Below are 21523 nucleotides of genomic sequence, written 5' to 3'. Positions count from 1 at the left end.
CTCGCTAACCTGCGTACAGCTGCCACCCCTTGTTTAGTAGCTAGAGGGTTACGGCTTCACTTACAGGACTTAGTGCATGTTCAAACCTACACCGAATCCGCCTGAAACAGACCATACCGCCTCGCGCAGCAAATCCAAGGGCAAAAAACACGACGAAGCCGCCAAACGCACCTTGGATTACTACCTGCTACCCAAACCGGAAAAGTCCGAAGATGCGTCCCAACCGGGCCAACTCTTCACCGTCGCAAAAAGCGCCGACAACGAATCCCTCCTCGCCAACCTCAGCGAAACCCTGGCGGCAGCCGACGCGACGGTCAGCAACCTGGCCTTTGACCTGGAAGGACCGCGCCGTCATATCCTTCTCGGCATCCAGCAATTGATCGAATTGAGTTCATTGCTGACGAATCGGGTGTTGGATAACGTCGATCCGCGATAGCAGGTAAATATCCTCCCGAAAAGCAAACCCGACATCTTGTGTCGGGTTTGCTTTACTAACGCTCTATGGGCCTTACATGAGGGACATTAGTCGCCTGCGAGGGCACCAGTTGCATCGGGCATAGTCTCTCCGGCCTGCTCGGCGGGTACCTCAGCGGTCTTCTGATGTTCCAGGCCGCTGCTTGGCATTGTGACTTTGGCGATACGATCAGAAAAATATTTGTCGAATGGTTCCAGCTCCGGATATTCATCAGGGGCAACCAACAAGGCCGTCAGGCGCCCGATAAGGCCGCAGATCCAGTCGGCGCACTGGATGGTTTGGAACAGATGGCTTTCGGCCTGAATTGGCGGCTCAATGAGTGCCCTGCATTTTTGCGAGGCATCCTCGAACATGGCCAGCGTGCAGACCTCCACGTTGGTTTCCCGCCATTCGTTACCGCAGCGTTGTTCATCGAGCATCAACATGAAGGTTGAGCCGCTCTGTACGCAGAATCGGTCTATTTTGCGCACGGCCTGCAGAAGCTGCCGTTTGAACGTCTCGGTGGAGTCATGGGCACCAGGATCAGTGGTCTTGTGCTCTCCTGTGTAGAACACGTGACCGCCGATTTTCTCAATGTGGCTCAGGAGACGGAACGTGGAGCGCCGGAGTTGCTCATATTTGGTGACGTTGCGGAGGGCGTATAGCTGAGAGCCCTTCTTTTCCCACTGATAGGCGGGCAGATTCTTGGGGTTATCGTTGGCAAGGTCGAACGCAAGGAGGTGGCATTTTAGCTTGTAGAAATAGATTGCGAACTCGCGGATTTCGGTAGCTGGAAGGATCAGACCAGCAAACCCGAAAGCGGGATGCGTTTTGTACCTTGGATGGTGGCGTGAGACGTACTGGCCGACGTGCCCGAACTCATCCAGGTACGCGACGTAATGCGTCATAGTGACCGGACTCCTTGTCATAGAAACACGAAAGCCCGCAGAGATTTCTCTCAAGCGGGCCTCGGAAGGTAGGCACGAGAGTTAAACCCTCATGCGTTGGGGACAATTATTATTGCGGAACAAACACTATGTCAATCAAGTTTGATGAATGCCCATGATCTTGAGGGCCTTTCCGTAACGCCGTATTTCCGAGCAAAAAAACGGGCCTGCATTCCCACGCAGCCCCGTTTTTTTTACCACCCGATCAGATCAAAACGCCGGCAAAACCGCCCCTTTGTACTTCTCAAGAATAAAAGCCTTCACTTCCGGCGTATGCAGCGCCGCCGCCAGCTTCTTCATCGCCTCACTGTTCTTGTCGTCCTCACGGGCAACCAGAATATTCACATACGGCGAGTCGTTCCCTTCAATCACCAACGCATCCTTGGACGGATCAAGCTTGGCCTCCAACGCATAGTTGGTATTGATCAACGCCAGATCCACCTGAGTCAGCACCCGCGGAATGGTCGCGGCTTCCAGCTCACGGAACTTCAAATCCTTCGGGTTCTCAACAATGTCCTTGGTCGTCGACAGGATGTTGTTGGAATCCTTCAGCTTGATCACCCCGTGCTTCGCCAGCAGCAACAGCGCACGGCCGCCGTTGGTGGCATCGTTAGGGATGACCACGTTGGCACCGCCTGGCACTTCTGCCAGTGTCTTGAACTTGCTGGAGTACGCGCCCAAAGGTTCCAGGTGCACGCCGGTCACGCTCACCAGGTGGGTGCCCTTGGCTTTGTTGAACTCATCCAGGTACGGCTGGTGCTGGAAGAAGTTGGCGTCCAGGCGCTTTTCCGCGACCTGTACGTTCGGCTGGATGTAGTCGGTGAAGACTTTGACCTTGAGGTCCACGCCTTCTTTGGCCAGGGCCGGTTTGACGAATTCGAGGATTTCCGCGTGCGGCACCGGCGTCGCCGCGACGGTCAGGGTCTCGGCGGCGTGGACGGAAAATGCTGCGGCGGCAGCGAAGGCAACCAGTAGTTTTTTCATTCAGCTAACTCCTTGTGGGGCGCCCGCTCTCGGCGCCTGCCAGCGAATGGCCGGCTCATGGTTTATTGGCCGCGAGGCCTTACTTTCTAGAGAAATGCACAACCAGTTTGTCGCCCACGGTTTGCAGGACTTGGACCAGCACCAGCAGCAACACCACCGTGACCACCATCACATCGGTCTGGAAGCGCTGGTAACCGAAACGGATCGCCAGGTCACCCAAACCACCGGCACCGACCACACCGGCCATGGCCGTGTAGGACACCAGCGTAATCGCTGTCACCGTAATCGCGGCAAAAATGCCTGGACGGGCTTCCGGCAGCAAGGCGTTGACGATGATCTGGCGCGTGGTCGCGCCCATGGCCTGGGTCGCTTCAATGATGCCGCGATCGACTTCACGCAAGGCGGTTTCCACCAAGCGGGCGAAGAAGGGTGTTGCGCCGACCACCAGTGGCGGGATTGCGCCGGCCACGCCCAGGGATGTGCCGGTGATCAATACCGTGAACGGAATCATCACGATCAACAGGATGATGAACGGCAGCGAGCGCAAGATGTTGACGATCAGCGACAGCAGCGCATAAACGCCGCGGGCTTCGAGCAACTGGCGCGGGCTGCAGAGGAACAGCAGCACGCCCAGCGGTAGGCCGAGTAGCACGGTGAACAGCAGCGAGCCAAAGAGCATCAGCAGGGTGTCGCCGGTCGCCAGCCAGATTTCCAGCCAATCGATGTTGGCGAAGAATGAATTCAACAGTTCCATCAGCGCAGCACCTCCATGTGGACGTCAGCCGCGGTGAAACGGGCGAATGCCGCCTCCATGTCACCGCCAGTGACGGCGAGGGTCAGTTGCCCGTAGGGGGTGTCTTTGATGCGGTCGATACGACCGGCCAGAATGCTGTAGTCCACGCCGGTTTCCCGGGCGACGGTGCCGAGCAATGGCGCGTAGGTCGCTTCGCCTTGGAACGTCAGACGCACGATGCGCCCTGGTACGTGGGCAAAGTCGTCGCGCTGTTCGCTTTCGTCGATCTGCTCGTCTTCCTGGACGAAACGCTTGGTGGTCGGGTGCTTGGGATGCAAGAAGACCTCGGCCACGGGTCCTTGCTCGACGATCACGCCGGCGTCCATCACCGCCACTTCATCGCAGACGCGGCGGATCACGTCCATTTCATGGGTGATCAGCACGATGGTCAGCTTCAGCTCGCGGTTGATTTCCGCCAGCAGTTGCAACACCGATGCGGTGGTTTGTGGGTCCAGTGCGCTGGTGGCTTCATCGCACAGCAGGATCTTGGGCTTGGTCGCCAGGGCGCGGGCGATGCCGACGCGCTGCTTCTGGCCACCGGACAACTGCGCCGGGTATTTTTTGGCGTGGTCGGACAAGCCCACCCGCGCCAGCAATTCGGCGACGCGCTGGTCGATTTCGCTGCGGGACAATTCACCCGCCAGCGTCAGTGGCAGCGCCACGTTGTCGGCCACGGTCTTGGACGCCAGCAAATTGAAGTGCTGGAAAATCATCCCGACCTGCTGACGGAAACGCCGCAAGCCGCTGGCGTCCAGGGCAGTGACTTCCTCGCCGTCGACGATGATCTTGCCGCCGCTGGAGTCTTCCAGGCGATTGATCAGGCGCAACAGGGTACTTTTTCCCGCACCGGAATGGCCAATCAGGCCGAAGACCTGACCGTTCTCAATCGTCAGACTGGTCGGGTGCAGGGCGGGGATATCCCTACCGGCGACCCGGTAGGTTTTATGGACGTTTTGAAACTCGATCACGTAGCGAACCTTGTGGGGCGCGTTGGAAAAGGATCAGCGGTTAGCCGGGCGCGCATTTTAGCCTGTCCGTATAGAGGTTCTTAGCATTTATTTGCGATTGAACCAGCCATTTGGCAATAAGGCGATCAAAGGACATAAAAAAGGAACGCGGCGAACCGGTATCGGTCACTCACTAAGCAACTCGAAAATGCCCGGGTACCGTGCCTGCGGCATCGAACTCAAGAGTCCTGGCCACGGCGGGGATCGCAACGAGGAGTTATGTCTGATGAGTACCAACAAGCCCACCGGCACCGAAAGCCAACTGGCCGGGACCGACACGCTGGATCGCGGCAACACCAATGCCAAGCTTGAAAGCCTGGAACAGTTTCGCTCCGACGCCACCGAGCAGGCGCTACGCACCAATCAGGGCGTGAAGATTGCCGACAACCAGAACACCCTCCGGGTCGGGGCGCGCGGGCCTTCGTTGCTGGAAGACTTCATCATGCGTGAGAAGATCACGCACTTTGACCATGAGCGCATCCCGGAGCGTATTGTCCACGCCCGCGGCACCGGCGCCCATGGATACTTTCAGAGTTATGAAGCGCATTCGGCGCTGACCAAGGCTGGTTTCCTACAGGATCCGAGCAAAAAAACGCCGGTATTTGTGCGTTTTTCCACGGTGCAAGGTCCACGAGGATCCGGCGACACCGTGCGAGATGTGCGGGGCTTTGCGGTGAAGTTCTTTACCGACGAAGGCAACTTCGACCTGGTGGGCAACAACATGCCGGTGTTTTTCATCCAGGATGCGGTGAAGTTTCCAGACTTCGTCCATGCGGTGAAACCCGAACCCCACAATGAAATTCCTACGGGCGGTTCGGCCCACGACACCTTCTGGGATTTTGTCTCGCTGGTGCCGGAGTCGGCCCATATGGTGATTTGGGCCATGTCTGACAGGGCCATTCCCAAAAGCCTGCGGTCCATGCAGGGTTTCGGCGTACACACCTTCCGCATGATCAACGCCGAGGGCCGGAGCAGCTTCGTCAAATTCCACTGGCGCCCCACAGTCGGCACCTGTTCGCTGGTGTGGGACGAAGCGCAGAAGCTCGCCGGTAAAGATACCGACTACCACCGTCGCGATCTTTGGGAGTCGATCGAGATGGGGGACTACCCGGAATGGGAATTTGGCGTACAAATTGTCCCCGAGGAAGACGAGCATAAGTTCGACTTCGACCTCCTCGACCCCACCAAGCTCATTCCCGAAGAGCTCGTTCCTATCACGCCCCTGGGCAAGATGGTATTGAACCGCAACCCGGATAACTTCTTTGCCGAGGTCGAGCAAGTCGCGTTCTGCCCTGGGCATATCGTGCCGGGCATCGATTTCACCAATGATCCGCTGCTGCAAGGCCGGCTGTTTTCCTACACCGATACGCAAATCAGCCGACTCGGTGGGCCGAATTTTCATGAGCTGCCGATCAACCGGGCGATTACTCCGGTGCATAACGGTCAGCGTGACGCCATGCACCGCACCACCATCGACAAGGGCCGCGCTTCCTACGAGCCGAACTCCATCGATGGCGGCTGGCCGAAGGAAACCCCGCCCGGCCCGCAGGACGGCGGCTTCGAAAGTTATCCAGAGCGCATTGATGCCCACAAGATTCGTCAACGCAGCGAGTCGTTTGGCGATCACTTTTCCCAAGCGCGGCTGTTCTACAACAGCATGAGCCCCCACGAGCAGGAACACATCATCGCCGCCTACAGTTTCGAACTGGGCAAGGTGGAGCGGGAGTTCATTCGGGCACGACAGGTCAATGAAATCCTCGCCAACATTGATCTGAAGTTGGCCGAGCGGGTGGCAATAAACCTCGGGCTGCCAGCACCGACCGCCTGCACCGTGGACGTACCGAAACCTTCGTTGGAACAATCCCCCGCCTTGAGTCAGGCGAACCTGCTGTCCGGGGACATCAAGACCCGTAAGGTGGCTGTGCTGGTGGCCAACGGTGTCGATGGAGCGATTATCGATGCGCTCAAGCAAGCCCTGGAAGCCAAGGGGGCTCACGCCAAAGTGCTGGGGCCAACCTCCGCACCGGTCACCACAGCCGCTGGGCAAAAGCTGCCGGTGGATGCGTCCATGGAAGGTATGCCGTCCATTGCCTTTGATGCGGTGTTCGTCCCAGGTGGCGCGGAATCGATCAAAGCCTTGAGTGCGGACGGCGTGGCGTTGCATTACGTACTGGAAGCCTACAAGCACCTGAAAGCCATCGCGCTCAACGGCGAGGCCCGGCAATTGCTGGTGCTGTTGAAGCTGGAGGCGGATGCGGGGCTGATTCCTGACGCGGATGCCAGCCAGTTCCCGGCATTTTTCGACGCTATTGCCCAACATCGGGTGTGGGCGCGGGAGCCTAAGGCCAAGGCGATTCCGGTTTGATGGGCGGCTGACAGAGCTTTTGTTGGTAGGACGCTATCGCGAGCAGGCTCGCTCCCACAGTGGTTTTGTGTCGATCACAAAGCCTCATGTGGGAGCGAGCCTGCTCGCGATGCTTTTTAGGGATTGCGCGGTGTCAGCACCATTTGCGCCGGCACGTTGCGCAGAATCTGCTTCTGCAGTTTCAAATCAAACCCCGGGTCCAGTTTCTTAACCCGCTTGGTCAGCAAAGTCGCCAACCACGGATAATCGTCGGTGCGCGGCGCCTGGATGCTGACGTCACATTGAAAATTCACCACGTCGGCGGCAATGGCATCCAGTTGTCGACGCATTTTCTGGATATCGCCGATATTCAGCGCAACTGTCGTGCTTTCAGCACTCGGGTCGATCACTTTGGCGACCGGTTTGGCTTCGGCGGCCTTGAGGGCGGCTTCGGCTTTTTCCAGCTCGACCTTGCGGGCCTCGGCAATGGCGCTGTTGACCTCACCGGAGAGCGCCGGCGCCTTGGGCATCAAGGCTCGGGCTCGGCTCAGGGCGGTGGCGGCGGCGTTTACATCGCCTTTTTGCAGGTCAATTTGGCTGCGGCGCAGATACGCCTCGGCCAGTTGCCGTTGGTAGGGTTCCAGCGCCGGGTCTTCCGGCGACTGGGCCTGCAAGGCGGCCAGCTGGTCTTCAGCAGTGGCCAGCTCATTGCCGGCCAGACTTTGTTCAAACTGCGCGAGGGCCGGGCCCCGGGTGTCGGGGGCTTCGGCGACCGGCGGCGAACTCTGGCAGGCGCCCAGCAGCAGGGAAAATGCGACAAGGAGCAGATAACGGGAGGCGAACGGCTTCATTCCTGCGACTCTCTATTTGCGCAAAAAGCGAGCAAGTCTACACCCCTCGGCGGGGCAGGACAAAACTCAGCAGAAATAGCGCGGCGGCGCTGACCACAATCGACGGCCCGGCCGGGGTGTCCTTGAACCACGATAGCGCCAGCCCACCGCACACTGCGAGCATGCCCAGCAGGCTGGCGCCCAGGGCCATCTGCTCCGGGGAGCGGGCGTGCCGCTGTGCTGCGGCCGCCGGGATAATCAGCAAAGAAGTAATCAGCAATACACCGACGATTTTCATCGCCACGGCAATGACCACCGCAATCAACAGCATCAACGCCAGCCGCAAACCCACCACGGGCAAGCCTTCGACCCGCGCCAGTTCCTCATGCACCGTAACCGCCAGCAACGGGCGCCAGAGCGCTACCAGCAGCAGCAGGACGGCCGCGCTGCCACCCAGGATCCACGAAAGATCCATGGGGCTGATGGCAAGCAGATCACCAAACAGGTAGGCCATCAGATCAATCCGCACGTCATGCATGAAGCTTAGTACCACTAGCCCGAGAGACAGGGTGCTGGGCGCCAGAATGCCCAGCAGCGTGTCGGACGCCAGCGGTTGACGCTGTTGCAGCGTCACCAGCAGCACCGCCAGCAACAGGCAGCCGACGGTCACCGCCACTGCGGGGCTGACGTCCAGCAAAAAGCCCAGGGCCACGCCCAGCAAGGCCGCGTGGGACAAGGTATCGCCGAAATAGGCCATGCGCCGCCAGACCACGAACGAGCCCAGGGGGCCGGCCACCATCGCGAGGGCCAGGCCTGCGAGCAGGGCGTACAACAGAAAATCAGCCATGCTTGCAGCCATCTCCATGAACATGGGTAGTAACAGACGAGTCGCTGACCACCGAACCATGCAGGTCATGGGCGTGATCGTGATGGTGGTGATAAATCGCCAGGCTTTGTGCGTTCTTTCCGAACAGTTCGACGAATGCCGGATCGCCGCTGACCTGCTCGGGATGCCCGGAACAGCAGACGTGGCGATTGAGGCAGACCACCTGGTCAGTGGTGCTCATGACCAGGTGAAGGTCATGGGAAACCATCAGCACGCCGCAGCGGTGACGGTCGCGCAGGCGGGTGATCAGGCTGTACAGCTCGGCCTGACCGGCGACGTCGACCCCTTGTACGGGCTCGTCGAGCACCAGCAGCTCGGGTTCGCGCAGCAGCGCGCGAGCCAGCAACACGCGCTGCATTTCGCCGCCGGAAACACTTTGTACCGGACTGTCGATCACCTGTTCGGCACCGACTTCGTTGAGCGCCGCCAGGGCCCGTGCGCGATCCACGCCAGGCACCAGGCGCAAGAAGCGCAGTACCGACAGGGGCAGCGTCGGGTCGACATGAAGCTTTTGCGGCATGTAACCGACCCGCAGCTTCGGCTTGCGCCAGACGCTGCCGCTGTCGGGTTTGAGCAACCCCAGCACGGCACGCACCAGGGTCGTCTTGCCGGCGCCGTTGGGGCCGATCAGGGTGACGATCTGCCCCGGCTCGACGCTCAGGTGGATGTTATCCAGCACGCTCTGGCCGGCGAACGTCACGCCTACGTGCTCGAGACGGATCAACGCATTGCTCATCAGGCCCCCTGGCAACCGGAGCAGAGCCCGACCACTTCGACGGTCTGGGTATCAACCACGAAACCCACTTCTTTGGCGCTGGCAACGATGGCATCGCTGATGGACTTCTGCTCCAGCTCGATGGCTGCGTGGCATTCGCGACAGATCAGGAACTGGCCCTGGTGCGCGTGTTCCGGATGATTGCAGCCAACGAAGGCATTCAACGACGAGATGCGATGCACCAGGCCGTTTTCCAGCAGGAAATCCAGCGCCCGATAAACCGTGGGCGGCGCGGCGCGGCGGCCGTCCTGCTCACTGAGCACCGCGAGTATGTCGTAGGCGCCCAGCGGCTTGTGGCTTTGCCAGACCAGCTCCAGCACGCGTCGACGCAAAGCGGTCAGGCGCAACCCTTGGCGCGCGCAGATGGCGTCGGCCTCGGACAGCGCGGTGTGCACGCAGTGAGAATGGTCATGGGGACGACTGGCAAGGGGCGTAATAGGCATGGGCAGCGACGATTTTAGTGAGAGACGTTATTATGTTACCCGTTCTCGCCTCTTCGAGTGGTCATCGTGTCCCGAAATTTTTCGATCTTTGTCGCTTTTGTCGCCAGTTTTCTGCTGATCGGCCCGGCCCAGGCCGAAGTCAAAGTGCTTACCAGCATCAAGCCATTGCAACTGATTGCCGCCGCGGTGCAGGACGGCGTGGCGGTTCCTGAGGTCCTGCTGCCGCCCGGCGCTTCACCTCACCATTACGCCCTGCGGCCTTCCGACGTACGGAAGGTGCAGTCGGTGGATTTGCTCTACTGGATTGGCCCCGACATGGAAAGTTTCCTGCCGCGCGTGCTGAACGGTCGTACGTTGCCGTCCGTCGCGGTGCAGGATGTGCCGGGGCTCAAGTTGCGTCACTTCGCCCAGGACAGTCATTCCCACGCCGAAGATGAGCATGACGCCGATGAGCATGATCACGACCATCGCCCCGGTACCATCGATGCCCATCTGTGGCTCTCGCCAACCAATGCCCGGGTGATTGCCGCCAAGATGGCTGCCGACCTGAGCGCGGCCGATCCGGCCAATGCCAGCCGCTATCAAAGCAACCTCAAGGGTTTCAACCAGCGTCTCGATGCGCTGGATGCGCGTTTGAAGACCCGTCTGGCCGGCGTCGCGGGCAAGCCGTATTTCGTGTTCCACGAAGCGTTCGACTATTTCGAAGACCACTACGGCCTCAAGCACGCCGGAGTTTTTGCCGTGGCCACCGAAGTCCAGCCCGGCGCCCAACACGTGGCGGCGATGCGCAATCGCTTGCAGGCCGTGGGCAAGACGTGCGTCTTCAGCGAACCGCCCCTGCGCCCGCGCCTGGCCGAAACCCTGGTGGCCGGGTTACCGGTGAAATTGGCGGAGCTGGATGCGCTGGGCGGCTATACCCCTGCGACGGCGCAAGGGTATGAGCAGTTGCTGGAGAAGTTGGGGAATGATCTGGCGGGGTGTCTGGAGTCGCTATAACTGCCGAGCGCAAACCCTGTGGCGAGGGAGCTTGCTCCCGCTCGGTTGCGCAGCGACCGCAAAATCTTAGGGCTGCAGCGCACCCCAGCGGGAGCAAGCTCCCTCGCCACAGAGGCATTCAGTTGCGTCAGAGGGCGAACGGCAACATCGCACTGACCGTCTGCCGCTGCGCCAGGCGTTGCTGAAACTCCATCGGATCGTGGATCAGTACATCCTGCCCGGCAAAAGACTCGGCGGCGATCAACCGCGACAGCCAGAAGCGCACGCATGCCACGCGCAGCATCGTCGGCCATGACTCGGCCTCGGCAGCGGTGAATGGGCGCAGCGCCGCATAAGCCCCCAACAAGGCCCGCGTCCGTGGGCCATCGAGCACACCGTTGTCATCCGAACACCAGTCGTTCAGGGCGATGGCAACGTCATACAGCATGGGCCCGGAGCAGGCGTTATAGAAGTCGATCAGCCCGGTCAGGTGTGTGCCCTCGAACATCGCATTGTCGCGGAACAGGTCCGCGTGGATGTTGGCCCGGGGCAGCGCCAGAATTTTTACCTTCTGTTGGGCGATTTCATCCAGCGCAGCCTCCAGCAACCGGCGGGGTTCGGTATCCAGGTGCGACAACAGCTTCGCGCCCTCCTCCTGCATCCAGTCCAGGCCGCGATCGGTCTTGCGCTTGATCATGTTTTCCTTGGTCGCCAGGTGCAGATGGGCCAGCAACTCCCCCACCTGGGCGCAATGCTGTGCGTTGGCCTGCTTGATGTGCTTGCCGGCCAGGCGCGGTTGCAGCAGCGCCGGCTTGCCAGCCAGTTCTCGCAGCGCAATGCCGTCGGTGGTACGCAAGGCGTAAGGCACCGGCAGGTCGGCGTCATGCAGCACATCCAACAGCTCGATGAAGAACGGCATTTCCTGCACCGGGCCGCGTTCCACCAGGGTCAGGACAAATTCACCCTGCTCCAGGCTGATAAAAAAATTGGTGTTTTCGCTGCCGGCGGCGATCCCCTGGAAATCAAGCAGGCGGCCGAGCCCATAAGGGGCGAGAAAGGTTTCCAGCTCGGGCCGAGCCAGGGGAGTGAACACAGACATGGTTAAAAACTGCCAGTACGGGCGCCCATCAGCGAGCGCCGGTTGAAGTCGAGAGCGGTATTACCACTCAAAGATTTTCCACGATGGAATCAGCATATCCGGCTGATCCGAGCGGATGAAATTCCCGTCGCTGCCATCGGCACGGACCAGGAAATAAGGCTTGCCGTTCTTGGGCGTGACCTTGATCGCGTACAGAAAGCCGTTTTGCCGGTACTCCTGAATGGTCCTATCGCCTTCGGTGCGGATGGTGACATCCGGGTCCGCCGAGGGGGCGTCGTCCGCCGCCATGACGGCCAGCGGGGTGATTGCAAACAAGCCAGCCAGTAACAGGCGATTTAGTGTACGCATGATAACCTTGTCCCTTTGTCGTCAACGGTCCCGCTATTCTAGCCCCGGACCCGCCGAAAAGGTTGATCCTGCTCATGAGCCAAGCCCCCCTCGTCCTGGTGGACGGTTCTTCTTATCTTTATCGCGCCTTTCACGCGCTACCACCGCTGACCACCTCCAAAGGCCTGCCGACAGGCGCGGTCAAGGGCGTGCTGAACATGCTCAAGAGCCTGCGCAAACAGTATCCGGACAGCCCGTTCGCCGTGGTGTTCGATGCTAAGGGTGGGACCTTTCGCGATGAGCTGTACGCCGAATACAAGGCCAACCGCCCCAGCATGCCCGACGACATGCGCGTGCAGATTGAGCCGCTGCATGCCAGCGTCAAGGCCCTGGGCTTCCCGCTGCTGTGCGTGGACAACGTCGAAGCCGATGACGTGATCGGCACCCTGGCCCGCAGCAGCGCCGCAGCCGACCGTCCGGTGGTGATCTCCACCGGCGACAAAGACATGGCGCAACTGGTTGACGGGCACATTACCTTGGTCAACACCATGACCGGTAGCGCCCTGGACGTGGCTGGCGTGAAGGAGAAGTTTGGCGTCGCTCCGGAGCAGATCATCGATTATCTGGCATTGATGGGCGATTCTTCCGACAACATTCCCGGTGTTCCGGGCATCGGTCCGAAGACCGCCTCGGGCCTGCTGGTGGGCGTCAATGGCGGCCTGACCGAGCTGTATGCGCAACTGGAGATCGTCGCCACCTTGCCGATTCGTGGCGCCAAGACCCTGGCCGCCAAACTCGAAGAACACAAGGAAATGGCCCTCCTCTCCTACGAGCTGGCGACCATCAAGACCGACGTGCCGTTGGATGTCGGTCTCGACGACCTGCAAATGGGCCAGCCGGATCACGAGAAACTCGCCGAGCTGTATACCCTGCTGGAGTTCAAGAGCTGGTTCGAAGAAAACCAGCGCGATGCCAAGCGTGCCGGTCAGGAGATCGTCGAAGCTGCCGACGAACAACCCGGCGCCGCTGAGGCCAAGTACGAGATCATTCTCGACCAGGCACGTTTCGACGCCTGGCTCGCCAAGCTTGAACAGGCGCCGCTGTTTGCTTTCGTCACCGAAACCAATGGTAACGACGCCCAGCATGCGCAACTCGTAGGGTTGTCGTTTGCCGTCGCGTCCTTTGAGGCGGCCTACGTTCCCTTGACCCATTCCTACATGGGCGTGCCGGAGCAACTGGATCGCGACACGGTGCTCAAGGCGCTCAAGCCATTGCTGGAGAACCCGAACAAGCTCAAGGTCGGCCAGCATGCCAAATTCGAAACCAACATCCTGGCCAACTGCGCCATCGGTGGTGATCAAAACAACGGCATTCTTGTGCAAGGCATTGCCTTCGACACCATGCTTGAGTCCTACGTACTGGACTCCACAGCAACCCGTCACGACATGGACAGCCTGGCGCTCAAGTACCTGGGACAAAGCAAGACCGATATCCAGGACATCGCCGGCAAAGGCGTCAAACAGCTGACCTTTGACCAGATTGCCCTGGAACTGGCCGGCCCTTACGCCGCCGAAGACGCGGACGTGACTTTCCGCCTGCACCAGGCCTTGCAGGAAAAACTGGCTGCCACGCCAAGTCTGGGCAAGGTGCTCAACGAAATCGAAATGCCGTTGATGCCGGTCCTGGCACGCATTGAGCGCCAGGGTGCGCTGGTCGATGCCAACCTGCTGGGGGTGCAGAGCGTTGAGTTGGGCGAGAAGCTCGTGGCCCTGGAGCGCGAGGCATTTGCCATCGCCGGGGAGGAATTCAACCTGGGTTCACCCAAGCAACTGGGGGTGATCCTCTACGAAAAACTTGGCTTACCGGTGCTCAGCAAAACCGCCAAGGGCCAGGCGTCTACCGCCGAAGCGGTGTTGGCCGAGCTGGCCGAGCAGGATTATCCGCTGCCCAAGGTATTGATGCAGTACCGCTCGCTGAGCAAGCTCAAGAGCACCTACACCGACCGCCTGCCAGAGCAGATCAACAGCCGCACGGGCCGCGTCCATACCAATTATCAGCAAGCGGTCGCCGCTACCGGGCGACTGTCCTCGATCGACCCCAACCTGCAGAACATTCCGATTCGCACCGCCGAAGGCCGCAGGATTCGTCAGGCATTCGTTGCGCCGAAAGGCTACAAGCTGCTGGCGGCGGACTACTCGCAGATCGAACTGCGGATCATGGCGCACCTGGCCAAGGATGAAGGCCTGCTCCACGCCTTCCGCAATAATCTGGATGTGCACCGGGCCACCGCCGCCGAGGTTTTCGGCGTAGAGCTGGACGCCGTCACTCATGACCAGCGCCGCAGCGCCAAGGCGATCAACTTCGGCCTGATCTACGGCATGAGTGCTTTCGGTCTGGCCAAGCAGATCGGTGTGGATCGCAAGCAGTCCCAGGCTTACATCGACCGCTACTTTGCCCGCTACCCAGGCGTACTGGCCTACATGGAGCGCACCCGTGCCCAGGCAGCCGAGCAAGGTTACGTCGAGACCATTTTCGGTCGTCGGTTGTACCTGCCGGATATCAACGCGAAAAATCCGGCTTTGCGCAAAGGCGCAGAACGCACGGCCATCAACGCTCCGATGCAGGGCACAGCGGCAGATATCATCAAGAAAGCCATGGTGGCGGTGGATCGCTGGCTGACTGCGTCGGGGCTGGATGCCAAGGTCATCCTGCAGGTCCACGACGAATTGGTGCTGGAGGTGCGCGAGGATCTGGTCGACCAGGTGCGCGAGGAAATACGCCAGCACATGAGCGCCGCCGCCACGCTGGATGTGCCGCTTCTGGTGGAAGTGGGCGTGGGCAATAACTGGGATGAGGCTCACTGAGTCTCAACTGCTGAAATTGCGGGGACCTGTGTGGGTCGGGGGGATATGGTAGGCCCTGTGGCGAGGGAAATCCCCTCGCCAAATCGAATCCTGGCCTCATTAGTTCGGAAAATTCCTAAGGTTATTTCCAAAAATAATCTGAACTAAAACCGTGAATTGCTACTCAGAGTTTCTGAAAGGCTGGTGAAGCCCTTCAATGCTCCTATGTTGTGTTAAGTGTTGGCAGATATCTGGACCCCGCCCTAGCGGTCCGGAACTTGGACCCCGAACTTCCCCCTCCCCATACGAAGTCCGGGGTTTTTTTTGCCCGCGATTTGGCTTATTCCGCCTCTTCGCTGCCCTTGTCTGCCAATTCCATCCAGTCGGCCAATACAGTGTAGGCCTCTTCCAGGCCCATGCGCTTGGGCGCCGAGAACAACTGGATGGTGATCGTCTCGCCCCACCCCTTGCGGATTTCCGACTGCACTTTGAGCAGGGTGTTCTTGGCTGCGCCGTAGGTGAGCTTGTCTGCCTTGGTCAGCAGGATGTGCATCGGCATGCCGCTGGCGACAGCCCAGTCGAGCATCAGCAGATCGAAGTCGGTCATTGGATGACGGATGTCCATCATCAAAATCAGCCCCTTGAGGCTCTCGCGGCTGCCCAGATAGGCTTCCAAATGGCGCTGCCAATGCTGCTTGAGCGGAATCGGTACTTTCGCGTAGCCGTAGCCGGGCAGGTCGACCAAACGGCGTTCATCGTCTAGCTTGAAGAAGTTCAAGAGCTGCGTGCGGCCCGGAGTTTTCGAGGTGCGTGCCAGGCTTGCATGGGTCAGGGTGTTCAGCGCGCTGGATTTACCGGCATTGGAACGCCCGGCGAAAGCCACTTCAAAGCCTTCGTCGTCGGGGCATTGATCGACTTTGGCGGCGCTGAGCATGAAGGTGGACTGTTGGCACAGGCCAAGGATGGGGTTCTTCAGTTGCATGGGATTTCCGATGTGGGCGGCGTCGGGAATGGACGCGGCAAGCTGTGTCGTTTCCGTTTCAGTGACGCCAGTATATAATGCCGCAGATTTTGTGTGCGCTTTGTCCCAGCGTAGGATGAAGCTCACGGGAGCGACCGACTGAAATTGCGCACTAGAACGCAGCTCGCTCTCAACCCTGAAAAGGTCGTTTTATGACGAAATGGCTGCTAGCTGCCGGTGTCTTGATGCCGCTTTACAGCGCTCAGGCTACACAGGATCCGGAAGCTGTGTACAACCGTGTTTGTGGTGCCTGTCATTCCGGCCAACTCCCCATGGCACCCCGCAAGGGTGATCAGGAAGCTTGGACGCCGAGGTTGGCGAAAGGTATGGAGACGCTGGTGCAACACGTGACCCAGGGTTTCAAGGCGATGCCGCCGCGTGGTTTGTGCATGGACTGCAGTGCCGAGGATTACCGAGCCATCATCCAGTGGATGAGCGAGTAAACCCGGTCCATAACTCTTTAACCCTTAGCCGTAGTTGGATTAGCTGATGAACAAACTGATCGTGAGTCTGCTGTTGACATTGGGGATATCCGGCGTAGCCCATGCCGCTGGCGATGCCGCCGCCGGCCAGGCGAAAGCCGCCGTATGTGGGGCCTGCCATGGTCCGGATGGCAACAGCATGGCACCAAACTTTCCGAAACTGGCGGGCCAGGGCGAGCGTTACCTGACCAAGCAGTTGAAGGACATCAAGGACGGCAAGCGTGTCGTGCTGGAAATGACCGGCCTGCTGACCAACCTGAACGATCAGGACCTGGCGGACATGGCGGCTTATTTCGCCAGCCAGAAGGGCAGCGTTGGCGCCGCCGATCCAAAACTGGTCGCACGTGGTGAAGCGCTGTTTCGCGGAGGCAACCTGGAAAAGGGGCTTCCAGCTTGCACCGGTTGCCACTCGCCTGACGGCAAAGGTAACGCAGCGGCCGGCTTCCCGCACCTTGGGGGCCAGCACGCTCAGTACGTTGCCAAGCAGTTGACTGACTTCCGCAAGGAAGCAGACGGTCGTAACAATGATGGCGAGGCGATGATGCGCACCATTGCCCGCAAGCTGAGCGACGAAGAGATCGCGGCGGTGGCCAGTTACATTCAGGGCCTGCACTAAGACCGTTGGCCGGGCGTTGTGAGGGTTTACATCTCTTGCAACGTTAACGCTCGATTAATCTGTCGATGCGAACATCAAAAGGGTGGCTTTGGCCGCCCTTTTTTGTGGCCGCTACCGTTACACTAGCGAACTTGAACCCGTCACGGCCTGTCTGAAAAACACGCCTCGCGAGGTCACCTCATTGTCCAGGAGTAAAGCATGCGTAATCTGATCATCAGCGCCGCGCTCGCCGCTGTCAGCCTGTTCGGCATGGCCGCCCAAGCCAACGCCGAGGAATCGAAAGCCCCTTACGTCGAATTGAGCAATCCCGTTCCGGTGGCCGTGCCTGGCAAGATCGAAGTGGTGGAACTGTTCTGGTACGGCTGCCCGCATTGCTACGCGTTCGAGCCGGTCATCAACCCATGGGTCGAGAAACTGCCTTCGGACGTTAACTTCGTACGCATTCCGGCCATGTTCGGCGGCCCATGGGACGCCCACGGCCAGATGTTCCTGACCCTCGAAGCCATGGGCGTCGAGCAAAAGGTTCACGCGGCGGTTTTCAACGCGATCCAGAAGGAAGGCAAAAAACTGGTCAAGAAAGAAGACATGGCTGACTTCCTTGCGACTCAAGGCGTCGACAAGGACAAGTTCCTCGCCACCTTCGATTCCTTCGCCATCAAGGGCCAGATCAACAAAGCCAAAGAACTTGCCAAGAAATACGAGATCACTGGCGTACCCACCATGGTCGTCAACGGCAAATACCGCTTTGATATCGGTTCGGCCGGTGGTGCTAACCAGGCGTTGGAGCTGGCCGACCAGCTGATTGCCAAAGAGCGAGCGGCAACCAAGGCCGCCGCCAACTAAGCGCGGCGCTGACCATGGCCCGCTGGAGCACCGAACGCGTCGTTGGCCTGCATGAACCGCGGGTCAATGAGCATCATATCGCCTCCACGGGCCTGCCTGCCGACAACTGCCTGCGGCTGCTCAGTTTCAATATTCAGGTGGGCATCAGCACAGAGCGTTACCGGCATTACCTGACCCGTGGCTGGCAACATCTGCTGCCGCACACCGGACGCGCCGTCAACCTGCAGAAGATCGGCGACCTACTGAAAGATTTCGACCTGGTGGCCTTGCAAGAGGCCGACGGTGGGAGCCTGAGATCGGGCTACGTCAATCAGGTGGAGCATCTGGCTCAACTGGGTGCTTTCCCCTACTGGTACCAACAACTCAATCGCAACCTCGGACGCCTGGGCCAGCACAGCAATGGTGTGTTGAGCCGCCTGCGGCCGTGGGCGATAGAAGACCACCCGTTACCCGGTCCCAAGGGACGCGGAGCGATCCTGGCGCGCTTTGGCGAAGGTCCGGAGGCGTTGATCGTGGTCATGATGCACCTGGCCCTCGGGGCTCGTACCCGAACGATGCAACTGGCCTACATCCGCGAGCTGATTGGTGACTACAAGCACCAGGTATTGATGGGCGACATGAATACCCATGCCAACGACTTGCTGCAAAATTCGCCGTTACGTGATCTTGGGCTGCTCGCCCCACAACTCGAAGCCACATTCCCCAGCTGGCGCCCCCAGCGCTGTCTGGACCATATTCTGCTGAGCCCCACCTTGACCCTCGAACGGTTCGAGGTGCTGGCTCACCCCATTTCCGACCACCTGCCTGTCGCGGTCGAAATTCGTCTGCCGGGTTCGCTCACGGCGGATGCATTCCCCGCACTGAGTCCTGCCCCTCGCGGATCCCATGAATGAGCGACGAAGCCGAACGCTGGAGAGAGAAGTACTTCAAGAGCATCGAACAGCAAGAAAAGCTCGAGCGCCGCTGGGCGGCTCGGCTCGACTTGCTGCGTCGCGGCCTGGTGCGCAGTACGCTGGCCGCCGAAGGCACTGACCGGGCGGTCGATCAGTGCATGAAAGAAATGCGCGAAGTGGTGCGCAGCGATGACATGGATGCCGCCCTCGCCGCTCTTTTGCCCCGCCTGGAAAAAGCTGTGCTTGATTCCGAGCAGCGTCGCGAGACTCGGGTCGAACAGGTGAGCGCCGCATTGACTTCCCTGGTCGCTCAGTTGCAAACCTTGCCGCTGCCAAAGGAAGTCAGCCGGCCCTTGAAAAAGTTTTCCAAGCAGTTGGAAGACCGGGTGGACCAGGCTCGGGAGATTCCTTTGCTGCTCAGTGAACTGAGCAGCTTGCAGGGCCAGGCGCTGAGTGTGCTGGAAGCGCCCACTGAACCGAATCGTCCCGGCCTGCTGCAACGGTTGTTTGGTGGCCACGGCCAGGAAGAAGCGGCGCCTCCGCCGCACGAACCTGCCCAGCGCAGCGCGGTACCGGTTTTGGAAACGACACCGCCGGCACCGGCACAGTTAGCGACTGACGCTGCGCCTGTCATAACTCCAGTTCCAGCCCCGGCAGTGTTAGCCGGACCCGCGGCAACGGTCGATGAAGCGCCTGAACCGGTCGCGTTCATTCCGCCAATGGTCGATCCCGATCCAGAACGCTCTCCGTCGCCGGTATCCGAAGCTGCCGAGCCGACTCTGGAACGAGATGAAGCTACCGAGCAGGAGGAGGCAACCGAGCCGGCGCCGATTCCCACGGAACAGGCGGTGCCGGTAGCCGCCCTTGGGAACCCTGATGAGCTGATGCCCGAGGAGCCGCCGCAAGCGCTGGACGAGTCGCTGCCCCTCCCGGAAGAGCCCGTCGAACCCTCGGCCGCGGTCGAGCCGGCAGCGTCTGAGCCGGAGGACGACCATTATGAACTGCCCGACTCACCGGAGCCGTCCTACAGTTCGGTGGCCAGGCATATAGAAGACACCCTGTTGGGCCTGCTGGGCGATCTAACCCTGCCCGAGCGTCATCGTCCCCAGGCCGAGGCCATGCGCGAACGGCTGCAAAATGGCTTGAACTGGTATGAATTACTGCCAATTCTCGACGATCTTGCCGTGCTTATGCTGGCAATTACCGACACCGGCCAACATGAATTCGAAGCGTACCTGCAGCGCCTCAATGATCGGCTTGAGTCCTTCCAGAGCAGTTTACGGGCAGCCAGTGAAGACCATGCCGATAACCAGTCGGCCTCCCGGGAAATGGACACGCAGATTCGCGAGCAGGTGGATGGCTTGCAAAGCAGCGTGCAGGAAGCTGATGACCTGGAAGGTCTCAAGCAAGTGCTGGAGAACCACCTCGAAGGCCTGCTTGGCACGATGGACCAGCACCAGAAGCAGCGCGATCAGCGCGAGCAGGAAGTGTCGGCTCGCCTCAAAAGCCTGGCCGAGCGCGTCGCGCTGATGGAGCAGGATGCCCAGGTTGTCCGGGATAATCTTGAAGAGCAGCGGCAAAAAGCGCTTATTGATCCGCTCACTGGGCTGCCTAACCGCGCCGCCTGGTCTGAGCGTCTCGAACAGGAAGTTGCCCAATGGCAGCGGCACGGCAACAGTCTGCTGCTGGCCATGCTCGATCTGGATCACTTCAAGCGCATCAACGATAACTACGGCCACCTGGCAGGTGATCGGGTGCTGAAGATCATCGCTTCGGTGCTGCGCAGACGTCTGCGTGGCAGCGATTTCATCGCCCGCTTTGGTGGTGAGGAATTTGTCCTGCTGGTGCCCGACACACCGCTGGCGGCCGGGGCAAGACTGGCCGAGTCCCTGCGCGCAGCCATCGAGGCCTGCCCGTTTCACTTCAAGGGTGAGCCGGTCACGATCACGGTGTCCGTGGGCATGACCGCGTTCAAAAGCGGGGAGCACAGCGATTCGGTGCTTAAAAGAGCCGATCAGGCGCTATATAGAGCCAAAAATGCCGGGCGCAACCGAGTGGAATGGGGCTGAAGGCAATTGTTCCATTTTGTGAATCCCGCTATACGAGCCAGATCATCGCAACGCGATACGTTACACTGTTGCATTACCTCAGCGCGTAATGCACCTGCCATGAAATTTTTTTCGCTCATTGCCTTCTTACTGGTTCTGGCCGGTTGCGCCAGCGGCCCCAGGCTCGATACCAGCCACCCTTCAGTCAATCATGACAACCGTATCCAGTTCGTGGTGCTGCATTACACTTCCGCTTCCCTGGAGCGGTCCCTGGCTCTGCTCACCCACGGCGAAGTCAGTGCGCATTACCTGATCGGCGATGATAAAAGCGCGACCGTCTACAAGCTGGTAGATGAAGGCCGGCGCGCCTGGCACGCCGGAGACAGTGAATGGGATGGCCGGACCTGGCTCAATTCCAGCTCCATCGGCATTGAGATCGTCAATCCCGGTTTCGTCGATACGCCCACCGGGCGCCTCTGGTATCCCTACAGCGAAGCTCAGGTCCAGGCCTTGATCGCCTTGCTCAAGGACATCTCCCAGCGTAATGGGATCAACCCGCGCAACATCATTGGGCATAGCGATATTGCCCCGATGCGCAAGCTTGACCCTGGGCCGCTGTTTCCCTGGAAGCGCCTGGCGCAAGCTGGGGTGGGGATTTGGCCAGACGAGCAGGCCGTAATCCGCCAGCAGGCGGTTTTCGCGGCGCAGGTACCGAACGCCAGTTGGTTCCAGGCCGAGTTGGCCCGTTTCGGTTACCCGACGCCCCGCACCGGCGAATGGGATGTGGCCACTCATCATGTGCTCGCTGCCTTCCAGATGCGCTTCCGGCCGACCCGGTTCGACGGCATGCCGGATGCGCAAAGTGCGGCTATCCTGCAGGTGCTCAACCAGACAAAATAATGACGCCCGTCCG

Annotated in this window: 21 protein-coding genes; 10 read left to right on the top strand and 11 right to left on the bottom strand. The window is 60.0% G+C overall.

The features are described 5' to 3' along the window. Nucleotides 1-76: 76 nt before the first annotated feature. Nucleotides 77-436 (top strand): DUF6124 family protein, encoded by a 360-nt coding sequence (locus tag T3A99_RS15600; protein ID WP_274090629.1) that lies wholly within the window; start codon nt 77-79, stop codon nt 434-436. A gap of 86 nt (nt 437-522) precedes the next feature. On the opposite strand, the gene T3A99_RS15595 is transcribed toward T3A99_RS15600, so the two are convergent. The 4 genes from T3A99_RS15595 to T3A99_RS15580 form a co-directional block, all read right to left on the bottom strand. After that, nucleotides 523-1362: a DUF3800 domain-containing protein gene (locus tag T3A99_RS15595; RefSeq protein WP_052915353.1), complete on the bottom strand. Its 840-nt coding sequence runs from the start codon at nt 1360-1362 to the stop codon at nt 523-525. Nucleotides 1363-1611: 249 nt separating this feature from the next. Further along, nucleotides 1612-2385, bottom strand: a complete 774-nt coding sequence (locus T3A99_RS15590) for a MetQ/NlpA family ABC transporter substrate-binding protein (protein ID WP_288916446.1) — start codon at nt 2383-2385, stop codon at nt 1612-1614. A 79-nt stretch (nt 2386-2464) separates the two neighbouring features. Next, a complete protein-coding gene (locus T3A99_RS15585) occupies nt 2465-3139 on the bottom strand; it encodes a methionine ABC transporter permease (protein ID WP_047229776.1) in 675 nt (224 codons plus the stop codon). Next, a complete protein-coding gene (locus T3A99_RS15580; RefSeq protein WP_274090627.1) occupies nt 3139-4146 on the bottom strand; it encodes a methionine ABC transporter ATP-binding protein in 1008 nt (335 codons plus the stop codon). The genes T3A99_RS15585 and T3A99_RS15580 overlap by 1 nt, the downstream gene beginning before the upstream one ends. A gap of 265 nt (nt 4147-4411) precedes the next feature. Here T3A99_RS15580 and katE point away from each other — a divergent pair, with 265 nt between their 5' ends. After that, complete coding sequence (gene katE / locus T3A99_RS15575) at nt 4412-6550, top strand: catalase HPII (protein ID WP_322834540.1); 2139 nt, start codon at nt 4412-4414, stop codon at nt 6548-6550. 116 nt (nt 6551-6666) lie between these two features. Here the strand turns inward: katE and T3A99_RS15570 are convergent, their stop codons facing one another. The 4 genes from T3A99_RS15570 to zur are packed head-to-tail and all read right to left on the bottom strand — an operon-like array spanning nt 6667 to nt 9463. Next, nucleotides 6667-7380, bottom strand: coding sequence for a PA5502 family lipoprotein (locus T3A99_RS15570; protein WP_047229779.1), 714 nt, complete (start codon nt 7378-7380; stop codon nt 6667-6669). Between the two features lie 37 nt (nt 7381-7417). Then, nucleotides 7418-8206 carry a zinc ABC transporter permease subunit ZnuB gene (znuB, locus tag T3A99_RS15565; RefSeq protein WP_047229780.1) on the bottom strand — a complete coding sequence of 263 codons (789 nt, stop codon included), beginning with the start codon at nt 8204-8206 and terminating at the stop codon, nt 7418-7420. Then, a complete protein-coding gene (znuC, locus tag T3A99_RS15560) occupies nt 8199-8981 on the bottom strand; it encodes a zinc ABC transporter ATP-binding protein ZnuC (RefSeq protein ID WP_047229781.1) in 783 nt (260 codons plus the stop codon). The genes znuB and znuC overlap by 8 nt, the downstream gene beginning before the upstream one ends. After that, entirely contained in the window at nt 8981-9463 is a 483-nt protein-coding gene (gene zur / locus T3A99_RS15555; RefSeq protein ID WP_047229782.1) for a zinc uptake transcriptional repressor Zur, read from the bottom strand. Before zur ends, znuC begins: the two co-directional genes overlap by 1 nt. 66 nt (nt 9464-9529) lie before the next feature. On the opposite strand from zur, the gene znuA reads away from it, so the two are divergent. Continuing rightward, nucleotides 9530-10459, top strand: a complete 930-nt coding sequence (gene znuA, locus T3A99_RS15550; RefSeq protein ID WP_107323309.1) for a zinc ABC transporter substrate-binding protein ZnuA — start codon at nt 9530-9532, stop codon at nt 10457-10459. 127 nt (nt 10460-10586) lie between these two features. Here the strand turns inward: znuA and T3A99_RS15545 are convergent, their stop codons facing one another. Together T3A99_RS15545 and T3A99_RS15540 are read right to left on the bottom strand one after the other, a co-directional pair. Then, nucleotides 10587-11537 carry a homoserine kinase gene (locus tag T3A99_RS15545; RefSeq protein WP_288915657.1) on the bottom strand — a complete coding sequence of 317 codons (951 nt, stop codon included), beginning with the start codon at nt 11535-11537 and terminating at the stop codon, nt 10587-10589. 60 nt (nt 11538-11597) lie between these two features. Continuing rightward, nucleotides 11598-11885, bottom strand: coding sequence for a DUF2782 domain-containing protein (locus T3A99_RS15540; protein WP_047229784.1), 288 nt, complete (start codon nt 11883-11885; stop codon nt 11598-11600). A gap of 74 nt (nt 11886-11959) precedes the next feature. Here T3A99_RS15540 and polA point away from each other — a divergent pair, with 74 nt between their 5' ends. Next, nucleotides 11960-14728, top strand: a complete 2769-nt coding sequence (gene polA / locus T3A99_RS15535) for a DNA polymerase I (RefSeq protein WP_322834539.1) — start codon at nt 11960-11962, stop codon at nt 14726-14728. Nucleotides 14729-15047: 319 nt separating this feature from the next. On the opposite strand, the gene yihA is transcribed toward polA, so the two are convergent. Then, on the bottom strand, nt 15048-15689 hold the full coding sequence (yihA, locus tag T3A99_RS15530) for a ribosome biogenesis GTP-binding protein YihA/YsxC (RefSeq protein WP_047229786.1): 642 nt from the start codon (nt 15687-15689) through the stop codon (nt 15048-15050). Nucleotides 15690-15880: 191 nt separating this feature from the next. On the opposite strand from yihA, the gene T3A99_RS15525 reads away from it, so the two are divergent. The 6 genes from T3A99_RS15525 to T3A99_RS15500 all read left to right on the top strand — a co-directional run bounded on the left by T3A99_RS15525 (nt 15881) and on the right by T3A99_RS15500 (nt 21510). Further along, a complete protein-coding gene (locus T3A99_RS15525; protein WP_003196231.1) occupies nt 15881-16171 on the top strand; it encodes a c-type cytochrome in 291 nt (96 codons plus the stop codon). A 46-nt stretch (nt 16172-16217) separates the two neighbouring features. Further along, nucleotides 16218-16826, top strand: coding sequence for a c-type cytochrome (locus T3A99_RS15520; protein ID WP_160891461.1), 609 nt, complete (start codon nt 16218-16220; stop codon nt 16824-16826). 198 nt (nt 16827-17024) lie between these two features. Continuing rightward, nucleotides 17025-17669, top strand: coding sequence for a thiol:disulfide interchange protein DsbA/DsbL (locus T3A99_RS15515; RefSeq protein WP_322834538.1), 645 nt, complete (start codon nt 17025-17027; stop codon nt 17667-17669). A gap of 14 nt (nt 17670-17683) precedes the next feature. After that, nucleotides 17684-18562, top strand: coding sequence for an endonuclease/exonuclease/phosphatase family protein (locus T3A99_RS15510; RefSeq protein ID WP_047229789.1), 879 nt, complete (start codon nt 17684-17686; stop codon nt 18560-18562). After that, nucleotides 18559-20631, top strand: coding sequence for a diguanylate cyclase (locus T3A99_RS15505; protein WP_322834537.1), 2073 nt, complete (start codon nt 18559-18561; stop codon nt 20629-20631). Before T3A99_RS15510 ends, T3A99_RS15505 begins: the two co-directional genes overlap by 4 nt. 99 nt (nt 20632-20730) lie before the next feature. Next, a complete protein-coding gene (locus T3A99_RS15500) occupies nt 20731-21510 on the top strand; it encodes an N-acetylmuramoyl-L-alanine amidase (protein WP_047229791.1) in 780 nt (259 codons plus the stop codon). Nucleotides 21511-21523: the final 13 nt, after the last annotated feature.

This window comes from Pseudomonas sp. N-137, from assembly GCF_034555295.1.
Classification (GTDB): domain Bacteria; phylum Pseudomonadota; class Gammaproteobacteria; order Pseudomonadales; family Pseudomonadaceae; genus Aquipseudomonas; species Aquipseudomonas rhizophila.
The sequence above is the reverse complement of the archived record's forward strand: the minus strand, read 5'-3'. Positions and strand labels throughout refer to the sequence as shown.